This window comes from Cyclobacterium sp. 10D3-21 (genome assembly GCF_055809755.1).
In genome coordinates, this window is the sequence record NZ_CM147924.1 from 1,827,919 (window position 1) to 1,849,572 (window position 21,654).

Sequence of the window (21,654 nt, forward strand, 5' to 3'; positions counted from 1 at the left end):
GTGTCAGCCCTTGGTAAGGAAGATTATACACATCTTGATTTTGGCGGTATTGTTGCCATTTTTTTTCCGCAACAATTCTGACAAAATCTCCACCGAAGATGACTACCACCTCTATATACCTCCTGGTTTTAAATGAAAATTCACTCCTTGAAGGAAATGTTTGCCCTATAATTGTAAATTGGCTTACCAAAGAAAAAGGACAATGAATCATATAAAAATTAGTAGTGCTATTGGATTATTATTGGTTTTTCTCATGCATTTTACCCCCATGGCCTTTGCAACAGCAAAGCAGGTCAAAGAAAATGGGCGCACAATCTATGTGGCTCCAAATGGAGACGATAAGAGTGAAGGAACGATAGACCAACCATTGGCCAGCCTTATAGGCGCTCGTGATTGGATCAGAAAACACAAAAAGAACAATGGGTCTACTGGTCCGGTTACCGTGCTGATAAGAGGCGGAGAATTTCAGATGTTAGCACCTCTGGAGTTGTATCCCGAGGATGGCGGTTCCGAAGAAGCTCCAGTGGTGTACAAAGCCTATCCGAATGAAAAACCAGTGTTCAGTGGCGGTAAAAAACTATCTGGATTTAAGGTGAATGCTTTAGGCATTTGGGAACTGGAACTCCATGAAAGCCGGTATTACAAATGGCGATTTGACCAGTTGTACGTCAATGGAAAAAGGGCAACATTGGCACGTACACCCAATGAAGGTTTTATGCACATAGGCGCAGTGAAGCAAAATGATTGGATAAAAGGTACAGGAAGGGCAGTAGAAAAAGCCCAGCATGTGTTTTCTTTTGACGAAGAGAATTTTTCCCATTTAAAAGGGATTGTCGATGAGGATTTGGAAAATGTTCGCCTCAGGGCTTACCACAAGTGGAATTTCACCATGCGGTATCTTGATAATTTGGACAAAGACAGTGCACAGGTATATACTTCAGGTGGAGGAATGCCTCCATGGAACCCAATCAAAGAAGGAGGGCGGATTGTATTCGAAAATTTTGCAGCAGCATTGGAGGAAGCAGGAGAGTGGTATTTGAATTCGAAAGGAACCTTGTATTATATTCCTCTTCCGGGTGAGCAACCAGAAAATGCGGAAGTAATTGCTCCGGTGCTGGATAATCTGGTTTTGGTCAAAGGGGATGCTGCCAATGGTAAACCGGTTGAACATGTAAGTTTTGAAGGTCTTTCTTTTATGCATTGCCATTATGCGGTTCCTCCTTCCGGTGCTGAACCCAGTCAGGCAGCAACAATGATCAATGCCGCGGTAATGCTCGAAGGGGCCAACCATGTTGATTTTGTGGATTGTGAAATTTCTAAAACTGGCCAGCATGCTCTTTGGTATGGCAAAGGCTGTCATAACAGTAGCGTAGAACGCAGTTATTTACATGATCTTGGAGGAGGGGGAATTTACCTTGGAGAGACCAGGGCCCATGAAGGTGTCAACCATACTTCCCACATCAAACTGCACAATAATATCTTACAGACCGGTGGTTTGGAGTATCCTACAGCTGTGGGGGTCTGGGTAGGCCATAGTTCTGACAATGAAATCAGCAACAATGACATCGGGAATTTTTATTATACAGGAATTTCTGTAGGCTGGGTTTGGGGATATGCCGAAAGCAATGCCAAAAGGAATAAAATAGTTAATAACCATATTCACCACATAGGCTGGACCCTTCTCAGCGATATGGCAGCGGTTTATACCTTGGGTAAATCAGAAGGAACAGTGATCAGTAACAATATTGTCCATCATGTGCATGCTTACTCTTATGGTGGCTGGGGCCTGTATACAGATGAAGGCTCTACAGGTATTCTGATGGAAAATAACCTGGTATACAGCACCAAAACAGGAGGTTTTCACCAGCATTACGGTGCAAACAATACCATTCGAAACAATATCTTCGCCTATGCCAAAATGTACCAAGCCCAGTGTACCAGGGTGGAGGAACACAGGTCTTTTGATTTCATGAACAATATTATCGTCTTCGATGAAGGCGCTGTCTTGCAAGGTGCCTGGGAAAAGATTGACATTGCCATGGATAACAATATGTATTGGAATACGGGAGGAGAGAAATATGATTACAATGGGAAATCTTTTTCGGAATGGCAGAAGTTTGGTCATGATCAACACAGTAGGATCATGAACCCCCAATTTAAAGATGCTGAAAATTTCAACTTTGAATTCAGTAGCAAGAAAGCCATTAAGCGCATTGACTTTAAACCATTTGATCTTGATGCAAGCGGTGTTTATGGTGATGAGACATGGAAAGAAAAAGCCAAGCTGCCCGAAAGCATATTGGAAGCCTTTGACAGGGAGGTAAAGGTGAATATGGAAAAGGAGTAGGGAATGATTTGATCCCATCAGGAAAGATGGCGTTTATTTAGTCAAGCAGCATCCTCCATTAGATAGCCACAGAAAAAGCAGATAATGAAGATTGACGAGTTCCGTTACTGACTTTAAATTGAGTCAGCCCGTTTCAATTCCATCAATTCAGCAATAAAATTTCTTTTGCCGCAAATCCCCCTTGACAAGGGGGCAGGGGGATTTATACGGGAAAGTAATTCTATTTCAACTTGATAATTTAGAAAGTTTGCGTCAGAAATCCCTCCAGAATTTGGTCGGGACAAGCTCTTTGTCCTCCTTTTTTGATGGGGGGGCGTTTTCAGGACTGACGAGTTCGTGCCTGATTTTGCAATTCCTCAGCCGGTATCAATGTCTTTAATACCCTTTAAATTTTCATTTTTCCGCAAATCCCTCTTGCGTGGTACATAGATGTGAAAAAATTAAACCCCTGACTACTTTTTAAACCCGGATTATGTAATAGGATTTCCCATGTTTACGGGAAGTGTTGCAATTGAAAGAAAATCAGGCGGTTTGGAGATTTTAGCATAGCAACGCTATGGTAGAATTGAAAATAGCAACGATTGGGTATTTTGAAGCGATTTCAGCACGTAATAGATTTTCTATTGCATATTTCGGGTTAAATTTTTTCGATCGATATTATCGTGATCACAGGTACAGACATTAGAAAAATAGGCACATCATTTGGAGCTGGTTGAAAGATGTCTTCCTTGTTATCCTGGATCTGAAATTTGATGTTTACAGGTATGGGTTCCTGAGATACTACCCTAAATTCTTCTGGTAAGTTTTCAGGAAAATAAAGGTCGCCGTCGAATTCGATGAGAAACTGATACCCTCCCCTTGAAGCTACTGAGATGGCCACCTCGGCGGTACCCTCTCTATTTGGGCCAATGTTATTTTCGCAGGAGAAAATCAGCAAGAGAAAAAATAGTAACGGTTTAACTTTATAAATCTTCATACATTTAAGACGAATGGTACCGAGGAATTGCTACAGTTTTCTCAATTTATTTAATCCCCTGCAGAAACGGTGATGAAGATAACCGGGCATGTCGATTATAAAAGTTTTCAAAGGAATGTTAGAGTTACTGAAGAAAGAAAAAGAAACGAGATGCAGAAAGCTTGGGGAGTTCATGAATGAATTAAACTTGTGAATTTAAAAAGTTCGACCACCAAAACCATTATGACATTCAAAGCTCCAAAAATACCTGGAAATGTTTGTAGTCGGTTCTATGAAAGGTTAGCCAATGCAATTAGTAGATGCTTATTTTATCCCACAAAAAGAGGATATTAAATCAAAGTGTTAACTAAAACCTATTTAAAGTACTTTTCTTAGGGGGAATTCCATTATGAGCCTCATCCTGCCAGTATTTTCAGCAACTGACTAAATTTTCTGATCATTGTTAGTGACAGGGACTGCTTATAATTCAACACCTTCCTGATGGACCCTCTGTCACAGTAGGCCTATGCTAGAGGGGGAGGCTCACCCACTTACTTTCATAGGAATACCTAATTGTACGTTAAAACCAAGAAAAAACTTTGGAGCTTTAATTTACTCTCTTTTGAAATCTTAAAGAAATGAAAAATATTGAACGATAACTTTTAGGAAAGAAACTAATGTGCAAAAAGAGCAGCGACCGTGTGATATATTAACCACCTTGTACTATACTAAACAATCTCTTCTAATGCAGATTTCCATATTATAAATCCTTTTTTTTTATCTGAATAATCGTGCATAATTCTAGCAAAGTTTTCTGGGCAGTTTTCTAAAAATGTCTGTCTTCCTTTTTTTCTAATAGTGCTTAATTGGCTGTCAATTTGTTTTACTTCCTCAATTAATGACGATTTATTTTTAAGGGTATGCCAAATGTAAGTTGCCTCTTCTGTGTCTAAGGTTTCCAAAACAACAAAATAACTTTGGTCTCCTGCAAGCAGAAATACGAATGAAAATGGATTGAGGACAAAACGCATTTTCATTATTAAACTCTCATGTCTTTCTGCTAAATATTGAATGTGTTGGGAATGTTTGTATTGCTTATTTTTCAGAATTTCATTCAACAATTCTTCTGCATTTGAATAAATTTTATCCTGCTCTTGTAATTCATCAGAAGTCAGAATGTTTTGCTTTTTGGGTCTGAATTTTTTGAGCAATCCATTATTTAAAAATTGAAATTTCACTCCCTCAACCACTTCTTTATTGATGCGGCCAATATCAGTTGATAGTGCTAATTGAGAAACCAATTTTCCGTTTTCAAACTCGGCTAACAATTCTACGGTAATATTTTTGGACTTCAATGTTTTGATGAAATAGGGTTTAAGCACCTCAAATTCGGGTCTAATTTCGTTGTTTTCGACCTGAAATTGAAGTTCGGTATTCATCTCTACAACTGAATATTTGAACGCAATACTTCCGTAATGAAAATCCAATTCTTCAATTGGAACTTTGATTTTCTTTTCTATGGATATAACATGGTTTGAAGTTGTGATTTCGTCCTTTGGTTCATCAAAAAAAGTTGCCTGCTTATCGATTTTTCGATAATACGTATTTCGCTTTAAGAAAAGTCTGTTGAGATAATCAATCTTATAATCTCGATAATCATAAATGGTCGGATTTATTTCCGAGCGTTGCACCCTGCCTATATATTGGATCAGTTTGCCTTCAAAAGAAAATGGGTAGACCAAAAACAAACAGCTAACATTTTGTAAATCTGTTCCTTCGCCAAAATATTGTCCTGTTGTAATTAAAACCTGGAAATTCCCTTTTTTTAATGTTTTCCATTTGGCCTTTTTAGAAGTTTCTGAATCTTCTCCGCTCAGAGTAATAGCTTCATACGATTGTTTTATAAATAAATACAGCGTATCAATATGCTCTTTTCGTTCGGTGATGATAACCGCTTTCTTACCCTGATTCAGTTCTTTTTTTACATCTTCCAATATCAGTTTGTTTCGAGCAGTATCGTGAATTAAAATTTTTGACAATGTTTCAAAACTATCTATCTTAGAATTATATGGAACATTTAATTCAGTGTTGCGGATGATGATTTTCGCCTGTTTATAATTTTCAATTTCAGTGGGTTGAATATTGGCAATAATTTCTCCCAAATGTGTAAAAATCATTTTCCCATCATTGTACTTTCTGAAAGGGGTAGCAGTCAATCCATAAAGATAATATGCTTGTAGTTTTTCAATTGTTTTCCTGGAAGTTTCGGAAGGAACGTGGTGGCATTCGTCCACTATGATAGTTCCAAATTGATTTTCAACAGATTCTATTTGTTTTGGCAAACTTTGAATTGTTGCCACGGTAATTTGTTTGCCTATTTTAGATTTTCCTTGACCGATAACTCCAATATCTCTTTTGGGAATGCCCAAAAATGCTTCAATCCGTTCTGTCCATTGCTCCAACAACTGTTTTCGGTGAACAATAATGAGTGCAGGTTGTCCTTTATCCCCAATTATTTTTAATCCAATCACTGTTTTTCCTGAACCTGGTGGTGCAACTATCACTCCGTAGTCCTTTTTAGAAACCGCTTCTATTACTCCAAGTTGATGATTTCGCAAAGCAGCATTAAACACAAAAGGAATAGTTGGTTTTAGCTTTCTTTCATCAACAAACCCAAATTCGATTTGTGATTCCTTGCAAAAGCGCAGTAGTCTTCCGATAAATCCCCGAGGAATGAAAACTTCACTTTCTGATTCCTCAATCAGTTTAAAATAACGAACTGTTTCAAAGGTGTTTCTTCCTGATTTCTTTTTGATGAAAAATTCAGAGTTTGGAAAATTTAATTCTTCTTTCAGAAAATGAGTAAGCGTTGGCGTTAATCCATTTCTGCTGATTCGTATCGTATTGTTTAAAGAAATGCTAAGTTTTCCATTTATTGGCTGCGATTTTATTTTCGGAACATCAGGTGATAATGTTTTGCATAGCTCGTCTAAAAAATCTGTGGAAACCCTTTGAATATTTTTCAGGAAATCCCATTGGTCTGTAAATTGTTCAAATGTTTCTGGATCAATAAAGCAGTTATTTCCCTTTTCAAAAGTTGGCTTAAAAAGCGGCAATGCAATCAAGTTTCCAAAGCCTTTGCCTGAAAGAAAGTCCTGATTGGGAAACAATCTGTCAAAACTGGAACATTTGTCGAACAATGAAAATGCACCCGATTCTTCTAAAATGGAAATAAATATTTTGCGACTTCTTATGGCAGGATATGGTTTGTCAAAAAATATCCAAACGTGTCCACCGTTACCCGACCGGGAACGTTCCAAGTAGGCTGGAATTTCTTTTTCTTTACAAGCATTAAGAAAAGTAACGGTTTCATCTTGCCAATTCGCTTTATCAAAATCTGCTACTAAAAACCAAGTGGTATTGTCTTGTAATAGAGGGTAAATTCCAATATGATGAAAGCCGTCCAAATGCTTTTGGATTTGTTCTTCTGTATATTTCAGATAAGACTTTTCGGTAAAATTCTGAAATGTCCCTCCATTCATTTTGTGCGCCCTTAAACGAAATGGGTCATAAAAATAGGCTGGCATATAGCCCGATTTGTTTCCTTTCTCCCAACGAACGGCAAATAGGTCTTCACGCCCTTTGAAGAGGGAGCGTAAAAGGTTGATATTTTCGTGATTGGAAACCATTTTATTGATAATACCTATTCCCAATCTTCAAATTCCCGTTGTTTCATTGGTGTTTTTCTGATTTCAGCAATATTGAATAGGATTATGTTTAAAGTTTTTCTGAACGCATTTTCATTTACTTTTTGCCCAAAGAAAATACCATCAATAATATCTTCAAAATCATTCACTTGAAGCCAATCTTTTATTAAGGCTTCCGCTTGATTCAAATAGTCGTCATCATCTTTACAACTGAACGCCAGAATACCAAATTGCAAAGTCAACTCGTGATTGAATTTTTCGGCTTCTGAAATGATTCCTTTATAAGTAGGTATTGATAAATCGTCTGTATCCATAGTTGCTTATTATATGTCCTAAAAAGGTGTAAATTGTCTCACGTTTTCAGGACGTGTCCCAAAATGTCCCACGTTTTTTTTAGCCATTTTTCAGTAAATTATACAGTTTTTCATTTACGTATATAACCTCTTTTCCCTTTGAAAGTGACTTTAAAACGTCTATTTCTTTTAAATTATTCAAATGTCTGGATGCTGCTTTACGTTCTAAGTTTAAATTTTTCACCAAAAACTCTATTTTACAATAAGGATGAACGAAAAGCTGCTCTATCAAATCTTTCGAATAGATTCTAGGTAATTTCTCCTGCACCAATTTTTGTGTTTCGTTGAACAGTTGATTGATTTTATTTATTTGCTCAATTGTACTCAGCGCTGTCTGCTCAATACCTTTGAGTATATACAAAATCCAATCTTCCCAGTTATTTTTAGTCCGAACCTCCTGTAATAACCGATAGTAATCTCCCTTGTTTTGGATAATATAAGAACTCAAATACAATACAGGTTCGTTTAATAAACCTTTCAAAATTAAATACAAGACATTGATAATCCTTCCAGTTCTACCATTACCATCATAAAAAGGATGGATGCTTTCAAATTGATAGTGTTGAATGGCTAACTTGATTAATGGAGAAACATCATCTTCATCAATGTTGATATACTCTTCAAGATTTTTCATTAAGCCACTAATCGAATCAAAATTATCAGGCGGAGTATAAATCACTTCATTAGTCAAGTCGTTGATTAATGCCGTTCCAGGAAGTTTTCTGAGCCCAGCATTATTTTCTTCCAATTCTTTCTGAATGGTAATTATTCCGTTTGTATTAAGAAATCTTTTTTCTTTGATTAAAAGCGTACCCATCAGAAGTGCTTCTCTGTATCGTAAAACCTCTTTTGTTGCAACATCTGGTTTTGCTGATTTGGCGTATAATGCCTGATAAAGTTTGTCTTGGGTTGTAATCACGTTCTCAATTCCTGAACTCGCTTGAGCTTCTTTTAAAATAACAGCATTGATGAGAATATTTGGATTCGGTAATGTATTTGTAAGACCTTTTAATTCTGCCAGTGCAACTGCAGATTTACTTTCCTGTTTGAGAATAGCAATTGTCTCTACCAAGGATTGTTTTGGAGGAAGAAGAGGTAAATCGTTAAATGCTTTATGTGATTTTGTTGCCATAGCCTAAAATTAAAATGCGTATTCCTGTAAATTACAACTCATTGATCTCCTTTTCAATTAATCGGTATTCATCCTTTCCATCTTCTCCTGAATAAAAGTCTCGCAAGTCCTTTTTGGTTAATTTTCCTGGCTTAAAAAGCGTTTCAAATAATCTTGGTTAAATTTCATTAATAGGATTTATTTTTCCAATTGTTTCAAAATTTCTTTGCCGATTTTGTCTTCCTTCGTATTTAAAGCAATATTAGTTCATTTACTATTGTAGTTATACCTTTTCTTGATTTCATTCAAATAGTAACTTCCCTTTGATACTGAACTTACCAACGCTTCAAATACCCTTTCCGGTACATCAAAATACTGATAAACAGCCCCATGGTGGAATTCTATTTCTAAAACCTTTTTTTCTGCATCATAGCCTACAGAGGCAATATTGGAAGATACTACGGGAATGAGTCCTGTTTTTCCTGTATTATCTTCCTCTAAAATTAATAGCAATTGCTTACCAAGTTCTGTACTAAGATATTGCTGGTCTCTACTCGTGGGTGTCTCAGGAAGCGTGAGTTGAAGCCAACCTGCATTTATTAACGGTTTGACATGATTTCGAAAATTTTTGGTGTTATTGAACATCCCAATTTTATCGAAAATTGCCTTCCTAGACTTTGGTTCTATGCAATATTGGAGTAACTGTTTGGCTTTTGTGGTAATGCTGTTTTTAATGGCTTCTTTGTCTCTGTCTCCAATTTCAGAGACAGAGAGCCCAAGATAAGGATTAATGTCAATTAAGCTTTTGTATTCAAGTAATTTATCATCGTCTCTTCTATTCGATAAATTTTCTCTCGACATTACCTTCATAAAAAAAACAAACCGGACGTTCAAGGATTTGCGCTTAGCGGATAATTTTGACATGTTGGAAAAAGGCGTTTCATATTTTTCAACCCAACTGGCCGGGAGGTGGGTAAATTTTTATATATACCAATAAATATTTTGTTACAATTTATTTTTAATCCACATACCTCTACTAAGATAAGTAGATATTCAAATAATGGATTAAAAACATTTTTACGTATGCAAATATTTTATGGAAAAATGAAATACTTTAACCGAACCGTTAAGCAATCCGCCCCTTACCTAAAAAAACAAAAGCCCTGACTACTTTTTAAAGTAATCAGGGCTTCTTTTGTGGAGCTGGCGGGAGTCGAACCCGCGTCCAGATAGGGAAACACCGTACCGTCTACATGCTTAGTCAACTATTGAATTGTCGACCGAAAGCCGCTGGTTGACACACCTACTTTCAGCTTATCTGCTTAATTTCGCACCTGATTAGCAGTATCACAAGCACTAGTCCTTCCTTATCGACACCCCAGTATCAACCCCGAAAAGACACAGGGTTGCGGGATGTGGCCGGGGAGCATCTATCGAAACTCAACCCTTTAAGCATTATCTAGTCCCCGAAGGGTAAGATTAGGCAGCCATGGCGTAATTAGATTCGCCAATTATGGTTTGTATGAATCGTTCAAGGCAGTACATACTCCAGCCTGCATGCGAGCCCAATCTTCACTCCTACTGTCAAAACCGGTCAGCCCCATTTGAATTAAGTTGACAAAGCTAACACAAATTTGGTTCCAAAACCTAAATATTTTTAGCAGAAAAAAAATAGACTGTTTCCACAATAGGCCTTCTTAGGTTTTTAATTTGTTTTTGAAAATTATAGGTCGTTTCCAATACAGAATAGACTTACAATTTTAAAAGTCTATTACAAAAAAAAGGCCATGGAGTCGTAGCCATGGCCTTTGAACTTGATAAGATAAAAAAATTACTTTCTCAAATATTGTTTGACACTTAATAATAGCGGTTGATTTTTTTTTATCTCAGCTTTAATTTTGATCACTTCAACAGTTACGAAGAACTGACATTTTCTGGATTTAAGGGAAATATTTTAGCCGTTATTTTTTTATTGCTTTAGCTATTCTATAATTAGCTGACAGTTATTCATATTACTCTCCCAACCACAAACGACGGGAATTGTTATAGTGGTTATGGGGATCCAATTCAATAAATGTGCCAAGGATAGCTTTGGACCTTGCTTTTGTTTTACTCGTTTTGGACAAAAATATACCATTGCTTTTAAGAAGATCTTTAGAAGGATTACAGAAATTAGAGGCTAAATCTTTTAAAAAAAGGGCTAAATTGCTCCATGGTTGGAGGTTATATAAACCTGGTCCAACTCAAGTCACTTGACTAAGTGATAGTAATCTGGTTTTTACCTTTAAAGTCAATGGTGCATGTTCGATGCAGATTCCCGAAGTGGAGCGCGTATTCTCTATAGGAAACTCAAATTAAACTGGATTTTCAGTACTTCTTCTTTTATTGGGAATTTTCTAATTGCTTTATTGATAACCTATTTTTTCAGTAAAATAGGTTATGATCCCCCTGTTAACTTTGTGTTTTTTATCAGCATATTGGCCATAGGTTTGTGGATTACTGAGGCCTTGCCTCCTTTTGCCGTGGGTATTTTTATCATTGCGACCTTGTTGCTTGGATTTAGTACCGATTTCTTCTTTGATAAAACCATGCCGGCCGAGCTCTATATAAGTACCTGGACCAGCAATGTTATCTGGCTACTCTTGGGAGGCTTTTTCCTGGCAAAAGCCATGAGTTTGGTAGAATTGGATCAGCAACTGTTTCAATTTACCGTTAAAAAGTTTGGGCACAAACCAGAGGGTTTATTGCTCGGACTGATGATGACCACAGCCATTGCAAGTATGGTGATGTCGAATACCGCCACTACGGCCATGATGATCTCGTCCATAATTCCTTTGGTAGGATTAATAGGTAAAAGTTCTCCTTATGGCAAGGCCTTGTTGACGGCTATTCCTGCTTCCGCATCGGTAGGAGGGATAGGCACTATTATAGGGAGCACCCCCAATGCGATTGCCGTGGGGGCATTACAGGAAAAGGGGATTAGCATCACCTTTGTAGACTGGATGGTGGTGGGTTTTCCTACTGGATTGTTGTTGGTATGGCTGTTTTGGAAATTTCTCTGCAAAACGCAGGATTTCTCTGGCGTTAAACTTGATCTTTCCCTTTTGCCCAAAGGAAATGGGAATGTGGGACGGTTTGAGAAAAACGCAGTAATTTTCACTTTGATTGTTACGGTGCTGATGTGGTTGACTGAACCCTTGCATGGGATACCTGTCGCAGCTACTTCTGCAATCCCCATAGTGCTGCTTACCATGACCCAGGTGATTCACTCTGAACACGTGCGGAGCCTTCCCTGGGACACACTTATGTTGGTGGCAGGAGGACTTGCCCTGGGCATCGCTCTTGTGGAGGTGGGCTTGGCAGAAATCGTCATGGAAAAAATCAATGCACTCCCTTTGCCCAAAGTTCTAATAGCCATTATCTTTTGCCTGATAGCGGTCTTACTCTCCAATGTGATGAGCAATACCGCAGCAGCCTCCATACTGGTTCCGCTGAGTCTTGCCCTTCCAGGGATTTATGGAATAGCAGGACCGGTGATGGTTGCCATTAGTTGCTCATGTTCTTTATTGCTCCCTGTTTCTACACCCGCAAATGCCATTGCTTTTGCAACAGGTATGGTGGAACAAAAAGATTTCCGGACTGGTGGCTTGTTCTTTATTATTCTCGGCCCAATAGTGGCATTTTTGGCCGTTATGGTATGGGTCATGGTATTACTTTAACCAAGAATTGCTATGAAATTATACTTGTTGTTACCTTTACTTCTGTTGCTTTCCTGTTCTGGACCGAAGGAAAAACAGGCATTGGATCAATTGGAGAATGAAATTCGCAACCTGATGCAGGCTACTGAAGGAGATTTTGCTCTTGCGTTCAGGCTTTTGGATGATACGGCCAAGGAATTATTTATTAATGAAAAAGAGGTGTTTCATGCTGCCAGTACCATGAAAACTCCTGTGATGATCGAGCTTTTTAAACAGGAGGAGGCTGGTAATTTCTCTTTACAGGATTCCATATTGATTCGAAATGAGTTCAAGAGTATTTTGGATGGAAGTACCTTTAGTATGGATCTGGGAGTAGACAGTCAGGAAGCTTTATACCGCCGAATCGGTGAAAAAGGCAGCATCTATGAATTGATGTATGAAATGATTGTCAACAGTAGCAATCTGGCCACAAACCTATTGATTGAAATGGTTGCTGCGGAAAACGTAAACCAAACCATGCGGGAATTGGGCGCAAATGACATACAGGTTCTCCGTGGAGTGGAGGATTTGAAAGCTTTTGATGCCGGATTAAGCAACACCACAACCGCCCTGGACATGATGTTGATCATGGAGGCCATTGCCGAAAATAAAGTAATAGGAGCCGGAAAAATGATAGAGATTCTTTCCGACCAACATTTCAATGGTTTGATTCCTAAATTTTTGCCCAAAACGGCGAAAGTAGCGCATAAAACAGGGGCCATTACCGGTGTGCAACATGATGCTGCCATAGTGAAGTTGGAGGATGGTTCACGCTATGTTTTGGTTGTTTTGAGTAAAAATCTTGTGGACGAAGAGGCAGGGAAAGATTGTATTGCAAAGATCAGCCAGTTGATTTATGCTTATGTAGCAGGACATTGAAGGTAGCGCTATAATGCTTTCATTCAGTTTATTCCCTTCCTAAAAAACCATATAATATTTTAATTAAATATATTTTTGGTATCTTTGCGCCTTATTTAAGAGCTAATTGCCCAAATGCCCAATTTTTTAGTACATCAAAAATTCATTTAAAATTTCACACATAATTCAGACCTATGACGCAGGCCTTTTACAACTTATTCAAACCAAAAGAAACAAATTTAAAAGATGAAGTTCTTTCAGGTTTAACTGTTGCCCTGGCATTGGTTCCAGAGGCGGTAGCTTTTTCATTAATTGCTGGTGTCAGCCCTTTGGTCGGCTTGTATACGGCCTTTATTATTGGCTTGATCACCTCTATTTTAGGAGGTAGGCCAGGAATGATTTCTGGTGCCACTGGTGCCATCGCTGTAGTTGTGGTGGCTTTGGTTATTGATCAAGGTGTGGAGTACCTTTTTGCTGCAGTTGTATTAATGGGATTATTCCAGATTTTAGTAGGTGTTCTGAAATTAGGAAAGCTTATACGACTAGTGCCTCACCCGGTTATGTTTGGGTTTGTAAATGGTTTGGCGATCATTATTTTCACCTCTCAGTTTGCGCAGTTCAAAACAGTTAATTCAGAGGGAGTAACTGAATGGATGACTGGCACGCCTCTTTACATGATGATTGGCCTTGTGCTGATCACGATGGTCATTATCAAATACCTTCCCAAGTTGACCAAAGTGGTTCCTTCGGCCTTGGCCGCTATACTTGCCGTTACTTTAATTGTGATTTTTGGTGATTTTGATACCCGAACAGTAGGCGATTTGGCCTCTATCTCCGGTGGTCTACCTGAATTCCATATTCCATTGGTTCCTTTAACTATGGAGACCTTCTGGATCATTTTGCCTTATTCTGCGATTATGGCTGGAGTAGGCTTGATTGAAAGCTTGCTTACCCTGACACTTGTGGATGAGATTACCGAAACAAGAGGAAGTGGCAATAAAGAATGTATTGCTCAGGGCGTAGCAAATGTTACCACTGGATTTTTTGGTGGAATGGGTGGATGTGCCATGATCGGCCAATCACTTATAAATGTTAATGCTGGTGGTAGAAAACGACTTTCGGGAATAGTGGCTGCCTTGGGCTTACTGACCTTTATTTTGTTCTTCTCCTCATATATAGAAATGGTACCAATGGCAGCCTTAGTAGGTTTGATGTTCATGGTAGCGATAGGAACATTCGAATGGGCATCCTTCAAGGTCTTTAGAAAAGTGCCTAAATCTGATGTTTTGGTAATGATTTTGGTAACATTGGTGACTGTGTTTTTACATAATCTTGCCTTGGCAGTATTGATAGGAGTGATCATAGCAGCATTGGTTTTTGCCTGGAAAAATTCTAAAATGATTCGTGCTAGAAAACGTATTGACGAGCAAGGTGTCAAACATTATGATATTTTTGGTCCCTTGTTTTTTGGTTCAGTAACAGCTTTCGGGGAGAAATTTGATCCATTAAATGATCCTGATGAAATCATCATTGATTTTGAGGAAAGTAGGATAGTGGATCATTCCGGTTTAGAAGCTGTACATAAAGTGACTGAGAGGTACAATAAGTTGGGGAAAACGGTTTATATCAGACACCTTGACACTTCCAGTAGGGCATTGCTACACAAGGCTAGTCCTATAATTCACGTGAATTACACAGAAGATGATCCTGAGTTTGTTCATGCAGATGAAAAGGTGTTTAAATAAAATTTGCGTTGACAAGAGCTATTGATCCGGGTTGATTTATTCAATCCGGTTTTTTTTTGTTTGTAGCAGTGAGTAAATTTCCAAGGTGAGAAGGAATTATGCCTTTTTTTATCGAATTCACCTGATTTTGACTTTAGGAAAGCATTGTAAGTTGGTGTGTGTGACTTTGGTTGCTTACCTTTAATCGAAAAAGGCAACATTACTATTAAAATCCTGTTGGGGCTTTATTTATTCTCTTCGCTTGCGTAGACCTATGTGTTGTGCCATTTCAGAACTGATAATTAGCTTGTATTCTAAAGCAGGATAAAGGAATAAGATGCCAATTCTGGCTTTAACATTGCTTTTTGACAAAAAATAAAACAGAATATTTGGATGAGATTTAAATTTTTAGTTAATTAAATTCTTTCCATTAATCCCAAAGAAAATATTAACCCTTTAGCCAAATACAGACATGAACAAAACACTCTTATTTTGTTCCTTGATTTTCTTTTTCGCCTGTGGTGAAGAAACCCAGGAGATAGAGGAAATTCCCATGGAGACTTTTCGCGATGAAGTTAAAGCTACCCCTGTGAAGGTCGGTGTATCTCAAAAAAAGTCCTTTGATTACCTGATCAATGCTTCGGGGAAAATAGAAGCCGAGAAGGAAGTCATGTCCATTGTAGAACGTAGCGGGTACCTTATTGACCTCAAAGTTGAAGAGGGGCAGCAAGTAAAGGAAGGACAGATTATCGCATTATTGGATAAAACAGACAGTGAGCTGGAATGGGAGAAAGCCCAAGTGAACCTGCGAACTGCCAGTGCAGAGTATAAAAGCCTAAAAATAGTATCCACAGTAGAAACCACCTTTTCGGAGGACCTGGACAGAAATGCCAGAGATGAATTTTGGAAAGCTTCTAGTGGATTGTTGGCTGCAGAAATTGCCGTGAGAGAAGCTGAAAATAACCTCTCAAAAACAGAAGTCAAAGCGCCTATTACGGGTGCAATTGCCGACTTGAAAATTAAAAAAGGAAGCCTTGTCAATGCCGGCGATGAAATTTGCTTGGTATTAAGCACTGGTTTACTGGAGATGAAAGTAAAAGTTTTGGAGTCAGACATTTCCTATGTAAAAAAAGGGCAAAAGGCAGAAGTTTATCCCGTCTCAGGAGCAAGTGAAAGTATAACTGGTACAGTTACAAGCATCAATCCCAAGGTGGATGAAAACGGACTGGTTCAGGTTACTTTAAAACTAGGCAAAGGTGGAAGCCTTTTGCCAGGGATGAATGCAAGGGCAGTCATCAGGGCACCACAGAACAATAACCTCGTTGTCCCAAAAGAGGCAGTGGTTTATCGATCTGGCCGGCCTGTAGTTTTTACAATAGACAACAATGAAGCCATTTGGAATTATATAGAGGTAGGGAAAGACAATGGAAGAGAAATAGAGGTTTTGGATGGGCTGGAAGCTGATAAAACAGTTATTGTAAGCAATAACGTGCAGCTAGGACATCAGGCAGCGGTGCAGATAACAACTGAATAAGCTATGGTAAAATTTTTACTCTCAAGGCCGATTGCAGTTGGAATGACCTTTCTGGCATTGCTTATTTTTAGCGTGATTTTGTTTCGGACATTGCCCATTTCATTGTTGCCTCCTATAGATGTGCCGCAAATTGTCATAAAAGTAAGCTATCCCAATTCCTCCCCAGAGTCGATTGAACGGAATGTGCTCAGACCAATCCGGGAAGGCATGGTTACCTTAAATGGCCTTCAAGATTTAGAAAGCAAGGCAGGTTCTGAAGTAGGGGATGTTCGTTTGACTTTCGATTTCCAGACCAGGATGGAGCTGGCTTATATTGAGGTCAATGAAAAAATTGACAGGCTTACCAACAGTCTCCCGCAGGATTTGCCTAGGCCACAAGTGGTCCGAATCAATTCCAATGATATTCCGATTGTTCGATTGCAGGTAATTCCAAAAGAAGGGGTTGATTTCGCTGAAGTTTCGATGCTCACAGAGAATGTGATTAAAAAGCGGCTGGAGCAATTGGAAGGAGTGGCGCTTGTAGATATAAATGGGCGGCAGGAAAAGGTAATTACGGTGACGCCAAATAAACCTTTAATGACTGGTTTAGGTCTTAAAGAAGCAGACTTAATCAGTGCGATCAAGGATGGGAACAGTGAGCTGCCTGGGATCAGTGTTGAAGATGGGCAATTCAGGTATTATTTGCGTTTGGCTTCAAAGCTTGAAACTGCGGAAGACGTGGGAAATCTCCCCGTCAGAGGGCCATCAGGAAATACCGTAACCCTATCGAAAGTAGCTGAAGTTAACTTTGCGCTATCTAAACCAACAGGTTTCCATTTGTTCCAAGACAAAGAAGGACTTGTGGTGACAGTGCACAAACAAACCTCAGCCAAAATGAATGAAACCATGCCTTTGATTTATGAGGCAGTAGAATTATTTAAGGTCGATTACCCACAGGTAGATTTTGAATTGACTCAGGACCAGTCTTCCTTGTTAAATGCAGGAATAAATAACCTACAAACCAGTTTGCTTTTCGGAGGTTTGTTTGCGTTCGCTATTCTGTTTGTTTTTATGGGCAATTACCGGACGCCAATCATTATTGGTATTAGCCTACCGGCCTCTCTTGTGATCAGTTTTATGGTGTTTTATTTTTTCAATATTTCCATAAATGTGATTTCTCTGAGCGGTTTGGCCTTGGGGCTTGGAATGCTTATTGACAATGCCATCATCGTTTTGGATAATATTAATCGGAAGCGTGAGGAAGGCTTACCTTTGTTTGAAGCATGTGTAAGTGGTGTAAATGAAGTTCAATCTGCACTAATAAGTTCTGTTCTAACGACATTGGCAGTGTTTGTTCCATTGGTGTTTTTAAGTGGGGTAGCAGGAGCCTTGTTTTATGACCAGGCGGTCTCTGTTGCAGCCATACTATGCGTTTCTTTATTGGTAGCTTTTATATTACTTCCCTTATTGTATTTCTTGTTGTTCAAAAACAAAACGAATAGCACGATTAAAGAAGACAGTCGCCTTTTCAAAGGGATGCTAAGAGGGTATAAAAAAATTTACCAGCAATTGTTTGCCCATCCTGGCTGGTCTTTGCTGGTTTTGTTTTTGATGATCCCACTGCTGCTGGCTACAGTCAAATTCTTAAAAGTAGAAGGTTTGCCGCCGATCGAGAAGTTTGATACATTGATCTCTCTGGATTGGAATGAACCTATCAATGCAAGCCAAAATAAAGACCGAATTCAAAACCTCCTTGGCCAATTGGAAGGTGAGTTTACTGTTGCTGAAAGCGATTTGGGGTTGAGGCAATTTATTCTATACGAAGGAGAAAATGCCATTCAGCAGGCTGATCTTTACCTGATGTTTGCCAATAATGAGGCAAAAGAAAATGTTAGCAAACAACTTCAGGGTTATTTCCACCAAAATTACCCCCAAGCCAGTTTAGAAATAAATGATGCTCCCAATGCCTTCGATCAACTGTTCAATTCAAACCGGCCATACTATGAGGTGCGTTTAAAAAATTTTGAATCCAAAAAGCCTATAAGTCCAAGCCAAATGGATTTATGGATGGGACAATTCCCAATAAAAGCCTGGTCCAAAGGCCCTGGTTTGCAAGAAGGTTCTTCTGTGATATTTAAAACAGATCTTGAGAAGTTAGCTTTGTACGGTTTGGGAGTAGATCAGTTGATCACTACAATTGAACAATTGTTTGGAAATTACCTGATTACAGATATCCGACAATTTGGTGAAATTATCCCTATCCAATTGAGAAATGATCAATTGGATTTTCAAACACTTCTGAAGCGTAATTTTATCTATGGAGAAGAGGGAGTGGCGTATGCATTGAATGAATTCATTGAATTTTCATATGACTCCCATTATAAATTTGTAACGGCCGACAGGGCAGGGATTTATCAATCTATAAATCTCGAAATTTCGGATCCGACAAAATATGCGTCGGACATTCGATCTTGGGGCGTTGAAAGAAACCTTGCCGTTGAATTTGCCGGGCAGTATTTTCAGGATCAGGAAACCATCAAACAGTTGATGGGGATCTTAATGGTGTCCATTCTATTGCTTTATTTCATACTGGCCGCTCAGTTTGAGAGTTTTTTACAACCACTTATTGTTGTATTCACCCTTCCCTTGGGAGTAGGCGGCGCCTTTTTGGTGCTATGGCTCACCGGCACTTCGTTAAATGTAATGTCAGCTATAGGTTTGGTGGTAATGTTAGGAATAATGGTGAATGATGCTATTCTTAAGATAGACACCATCAATCGGCTTAGGGTTACCTATCGAACGAAAGATGGATTGCTGCCAAGAGAAGCCCTTACCAAGGCCTTGTACCATGCGGGAGAAATAAGGTTGAAGCCTATTGTAATGACATCTATCACCACTATTCTGGCGCTTATTCCAGTGGTTTTTAGTGCAGGTTTGGGTGCTGATTTGCAAAGGCCTTTGGTTTTTTCAGTAATTGGTGGACTGACCATAGGAACCTTTACCGCTTTGTATTTTGTGCCACTGGCTTATTGGTTTTTATCAGGACATCGCGGGGCAGTAAAATTTCAAGGCTGAAAAAGAAAAGTCCCTATCGAACCTAAGCTTTAGCATAGGCCAGATAGGGACAAATTTTTAACCTTTTTTTAATTCTATAACCGTAATCTCAGGCCAGATTCCCACTCTACCGGCAAAGGCATGGAAACCAAAACCTCGGTTTACATAAAGGTATTTCCCTGCCTGTTCAGCAATTCCAGCCCAGTTGGTATAGCGGTATTGTGCAGGGCTCCAACGAACATAAGGCGTTTCTATACCGATCTGCATACCATGGGTATGTCCACTAAGTGTCAGGTGTATGTCTTTAGGATGGTTTTTCACTTGTTCGTCCCAATGTGTAGGGTCATGAGAAAGTAAAACCTTGAAGGCATTGTCAGGAACATTTCGAAGGGATTTCTCAAGGTCACCTTTTGATTGGAAGCCCAAGCCCCAGTTCTCTACACCCAATAAGCTTATTTTTTGCCCATTTTTTTCAATTACTCTGCTCTCATCCAGCAAAAGATCGAAACCCAATTTCTTGTGTTTGTCCTTCAGGGACTGAAGATTCTGTGCTTTTGCTTCGGGACTTGGCCACGATGTATAATCTCCATAATCATGGTTTCCCAAGATAGAGAATTGCCCAAAAGGCGCTTTGATTTGAGAGAAAATATCAATCATGGGATCAATTTCATCGGCTTTGTGGTTGACCAGGTCACCGGTAAATACAAAAAGATCAGATTGCTGGGCTGCTGCCATGTCAGCCCCTTTTTTTACGGCTTTATAATCGGTAAAACTACCGGCATGAATGTCTGAGATCTGGGTGATGGTAAATCCATCAAAGGCCTCTGGGAGGTCTTTAAAATAGAGCGTTTTTTTGATGGTTCTGAAATCATATTTTCCCTTAATGATTCCATAAATAAATCCGGTCATAGGAATGGCCGCCACTGCAAAAGCTATCTGGCTTATAAACTTTCTTCTGGAAGCCATTAGTGATCCATCTTCATTTGTAGCCCCTGTCGCATAGCCATATACAGAACCAATCCCCCTGACGATGTCTTCGCCAAATAGAAAGACAATGACGGTTATCTGGGTGACAAGAATGACCAAAAACAAGTTAAGGGATTGCTGGGAAGCAGGTGATATCTTGCCTTCCTGCATAATGGTGTAAAAGGTGAAACCTAACCAAATAGCCACTGCCCCAGCTATTGTCCAATATATTATTTTGCCTGGAGTTAAATAATCTGCGGGCAAAATTGCTTTAATTCCCTGAAAAACGTACCAATCTAAAAAAATCACAATTGATAGTAACGTAATAATAAATAAGGTACCTCCCACTTTTTTCATAATAGTTTATGTTATCCTATTAAACTGAAAATCATGGGAAAAGGTTAATAAAATTTCGTTTCCATCCTTTCGATTCAAGGAAACAGGGTATTCCTATTAAATCTGCTGAATGCTGACAGACGTGTGCAGGGTAGAAGGTTTGAGGTTTTCACCGCCAAAAGAACCATGGACGGGTAGCGTGTTTTCTGGAAGAAAGCTGGTAGCGAGGGGGATATAATGTTCGTCTGCCATTAGCCCAAGACTTGGATCTAATCCTACCCATCCGGCACCAGGCAAGTAGGTTTCCACCCAGGCATGAAGTTCATGGCCTTCCTCTAATTCCGGATTGAAAGCATAACCACTGACAAATCTGGCAGCCAGCCCTACATGTCTTAACATTTCAATTAACATAAAGGAGAGGTCTCTGCAGGAACCTTTCCCTGCGGCAAAGGTTCTGGCTGCTGACCAAAGGTTTTCTTCTTCTCGAATGATATGGTGCCAATCGGCATGAATGGCAGCATTCAGTTGAGTCAAAAATTGGATAGGGTCGTTGCTTTTCAGCTTTTCAAGCGCGTAGCTCTTTAGCAAATTGTTATTGCTATGGAGCAGGTAAGGATTTAGGATTGGTAAATTTTTTTGCTGGTAAGCAAAAGGGATGTCATTTTCAGGGTTGAAATTTTGTAAAAACCACTGATCCATTAGAAAAAGGAAGGGGTTAAAGTGACTGGTGTTTACCTGAAAATCTACATGAATCACCATGTTTTCCGTCTCCCCTGTAAACCAAGCCTGGAAATAGGGGTTTCCTTCTATGCTGTACCTTTCATTCATGCCCTCGGGCTTGGGATCTATATCCAGTTTATAGGCATTGATTTCCAGGTAGTTTCTCTGAAGTGGTTTGAGGTAAAAGTGATGGGGGTTTAACCTTACCAACTTTTGGTATTCATAAGTGGTGGTGTGTTGTATTTTCAGACGCATAATTGCTATTGGTTTTAA

Annotated in this window: 13 protein-coding genes and 1 other RNA gene; 6 read left to right on the top strand and 8 right to left on the bottom strand. The window is 39.1% G+C overall.

Annotated features, from left to right (window positions below; all coding sequences use genetic code 11):
* The first annotated feature begins 202 nt into the window (after window positions 1–202).
* Window positions 203–2,347, top strand: coding sequence for a right-handed parallel beta-helix repeat-containing protein (locus AC0L7T_RS07515; RefSeq protein WP_473341921.1), 2,145 nt, complete (start codon window positions 203–205; stop codon window positions 2,345–2,347).
* Between the two features lie 637 nt (window positions 2,348–2,984).
* On the opposite strand, the gene AC0L7T_RS07520 is transcribed toward AC0L7T_RS07515, so the two are convergent.
* The 6 genes from AC0L7T_RS07520 to ssrA all read right to left on the bottom strand — a co-directional run bounded on the left by AC0L7T_RS07520 (window position 2,985) and on the right by ssrA (window position 10,075).
* Complete coding sequence (locus tag AC0L7T_RS07520; RefSeq protein WP_473341922.1) at window positions 2,985–3,323, bottom strand: hypothetical protein; 339 nt, start codon at window positions 3,321–3,323, stop codon at window positions 2,985–2,987.
* A gap of 707 nt (window positions 3,324–4,030) precedes the next feature.
* Window positions 4,031–6,991 carry a TOTE conflict system archaeo-eukaryotic primase domain-containing protein gene (locus tag AC0L7T_RS07525; protein ID WP_473341923.1) on the bottom strand — a complete coding sequence of 987 codons (2,961 nt, stop codon included), beginning with the start codon at window positions 6,989–6,991 and terminating at the stop codon, window positions 4,031–4,033.
* Window positions 6,992–7,005: 14 nt separating this feature from the next.
* Window positions 7,006–7,323, bottom strand: coding sequence for a hypothetical protein (locus AC0L7T_RS07530; protein WP_473341924.1), 318 nt, complete (start codon window positions 7,321–7,323; stop codon window positions 7,006–7,008).
* A 79-nt stretch (window positions 7,324–7,402) separates the two neighbouring features.
* Window positions 7,403–8,494 carry a Fic family protein gene (locus AC0L7T_RS07535; protein ID WP_473341925.1) on the bottom strand — a complete coding sequence of 364 codons (1,092 nt, stop codon included), beginning with the start codon at window positions 8,492–8,494 and terminating at the stop codon, window positions 7,403–7,405.
* 246 nt (window positions 8,495–8,740) lie between these two features.
* The gene (locus AC0L7T_RS07540) at window positions 8,741–9,397 is read right to left on the bottom strand and encodes a KTSC domain-containing protein (protein ID WP_473341926.1); all 657 of its coding nucleotides are present in this window, start codon (window positions 9,395–9,397) and stop codon (window positions 8,741–8,743) included.
* A 271-nt stretch (window positions 9,398–9,668) separates the two neighbouring features.
* Window positions 9,669–10,075, bottom strand: a transfer-messenger RNA (tmRNA) gene (ssrA, locus tag AC0L7T_RS07545).
* Between the two features lie 698 nt (window positions 10,076–10,773).
* On the opposite strand from ssrA, the gene AC0L7T_RS07550 reads away from it, so the two are divergent.
* The 5 genes from AC0L7T_RS07550 (at window position 10,774) to AC0L7T_RS07570 (ending at window position 19,380) form a co-directional block, all read left to right on the top strand.
* On the top strand, window positions 10,774–12,192 hold the full coding sequence (locus AC0L7T_RS07550) for an SLC13 family permease (protein ID WP_473341927.1): 1,419 nt from the start codon (window positions 10,774–10,776) through the stop codon (window positions 12,190–12,192).
* A gap of 12 nt (window positions 12,193–12,204) precedes the next feature.
* Window positions 12,205–13,089 carry a serine hydrolase gene (locus AC0L7T_RS07555; RefSeq protein WP_473341928.1) on the top strand — a complete coding sequence of 295 codons (885 nt, stop codon included), beginning with the start codon at window positions 12,205–12,207 and terminating at the stop codon, window positions 13,087–13,089.
* A gap of 173 nt (window positions 13,090–13,262) precedes the next feature.
* On the top strand, window positions 13,263–14,813 hold the full coding sequence (locus AC0L7T_RS07560) for a SulP family inorganic anion transporter (RefSeq protein ID WP_473341929.1): 1,551 nt from the start codon (window positions 13,263–13,265) through the stop codon (window positions 14,811–14,813).
* Window positions 14,814–15,264: 451 nt separating this feature from the next.
* Complete coding sequence (locus tag AC0L7T_RS07565) at window positions 15,265–16,326, top strand: efflux RND transporter periplasmic adaptor subunit (protein ID WP_473341930.1); 1,062 nt, start codon at window positions 15,265–15,267, stop codon at window positions 16,324–16,326.
* Between the two features lie 3 nt (window positions 16,327–16,329).
* On the top strand, window positions 16,330–19,380 hold the full coding sequence (locus AC0L7T_RS07570) for an efflux RND transporter permease subunit (protein WP_473341931.1): 3,051 nt from the start codon (window positions 16,330–16,332) through the stop codon (window positions 19,378–19,380).
* A 57-nt stretch (window positions 19,381–19,437) separates the two neighbouring features.
* Here the strand turns inward: AC0L7T_RS07570 and AC0L7T_RS07575 are convergent, their stop codons facing one another.
* A complete protein-coding gene (locus AC0L7T_RS07575) occupies window positions 19,438–20,682 on the bottom strand; it encodes a metallophosphoesterase (RefSeq protein WP_473341932.1) in 1,245 nt (414 codons plus the stop codon).
* Window positions 20,683–20,778: 96 nt separating this feature from the next.
* A complete protein-coding gene (locus AC0L7T_RS07580) occupies window positions 20,779–21,636 on the bottom strand; it encodes a transglutaminase family protein (protein ID WP_473341933.1) in 858 nt (285 codons plus the stop codon).
* Window positions 21,637–21,654 lie beyond the last annotated feature (18 nt).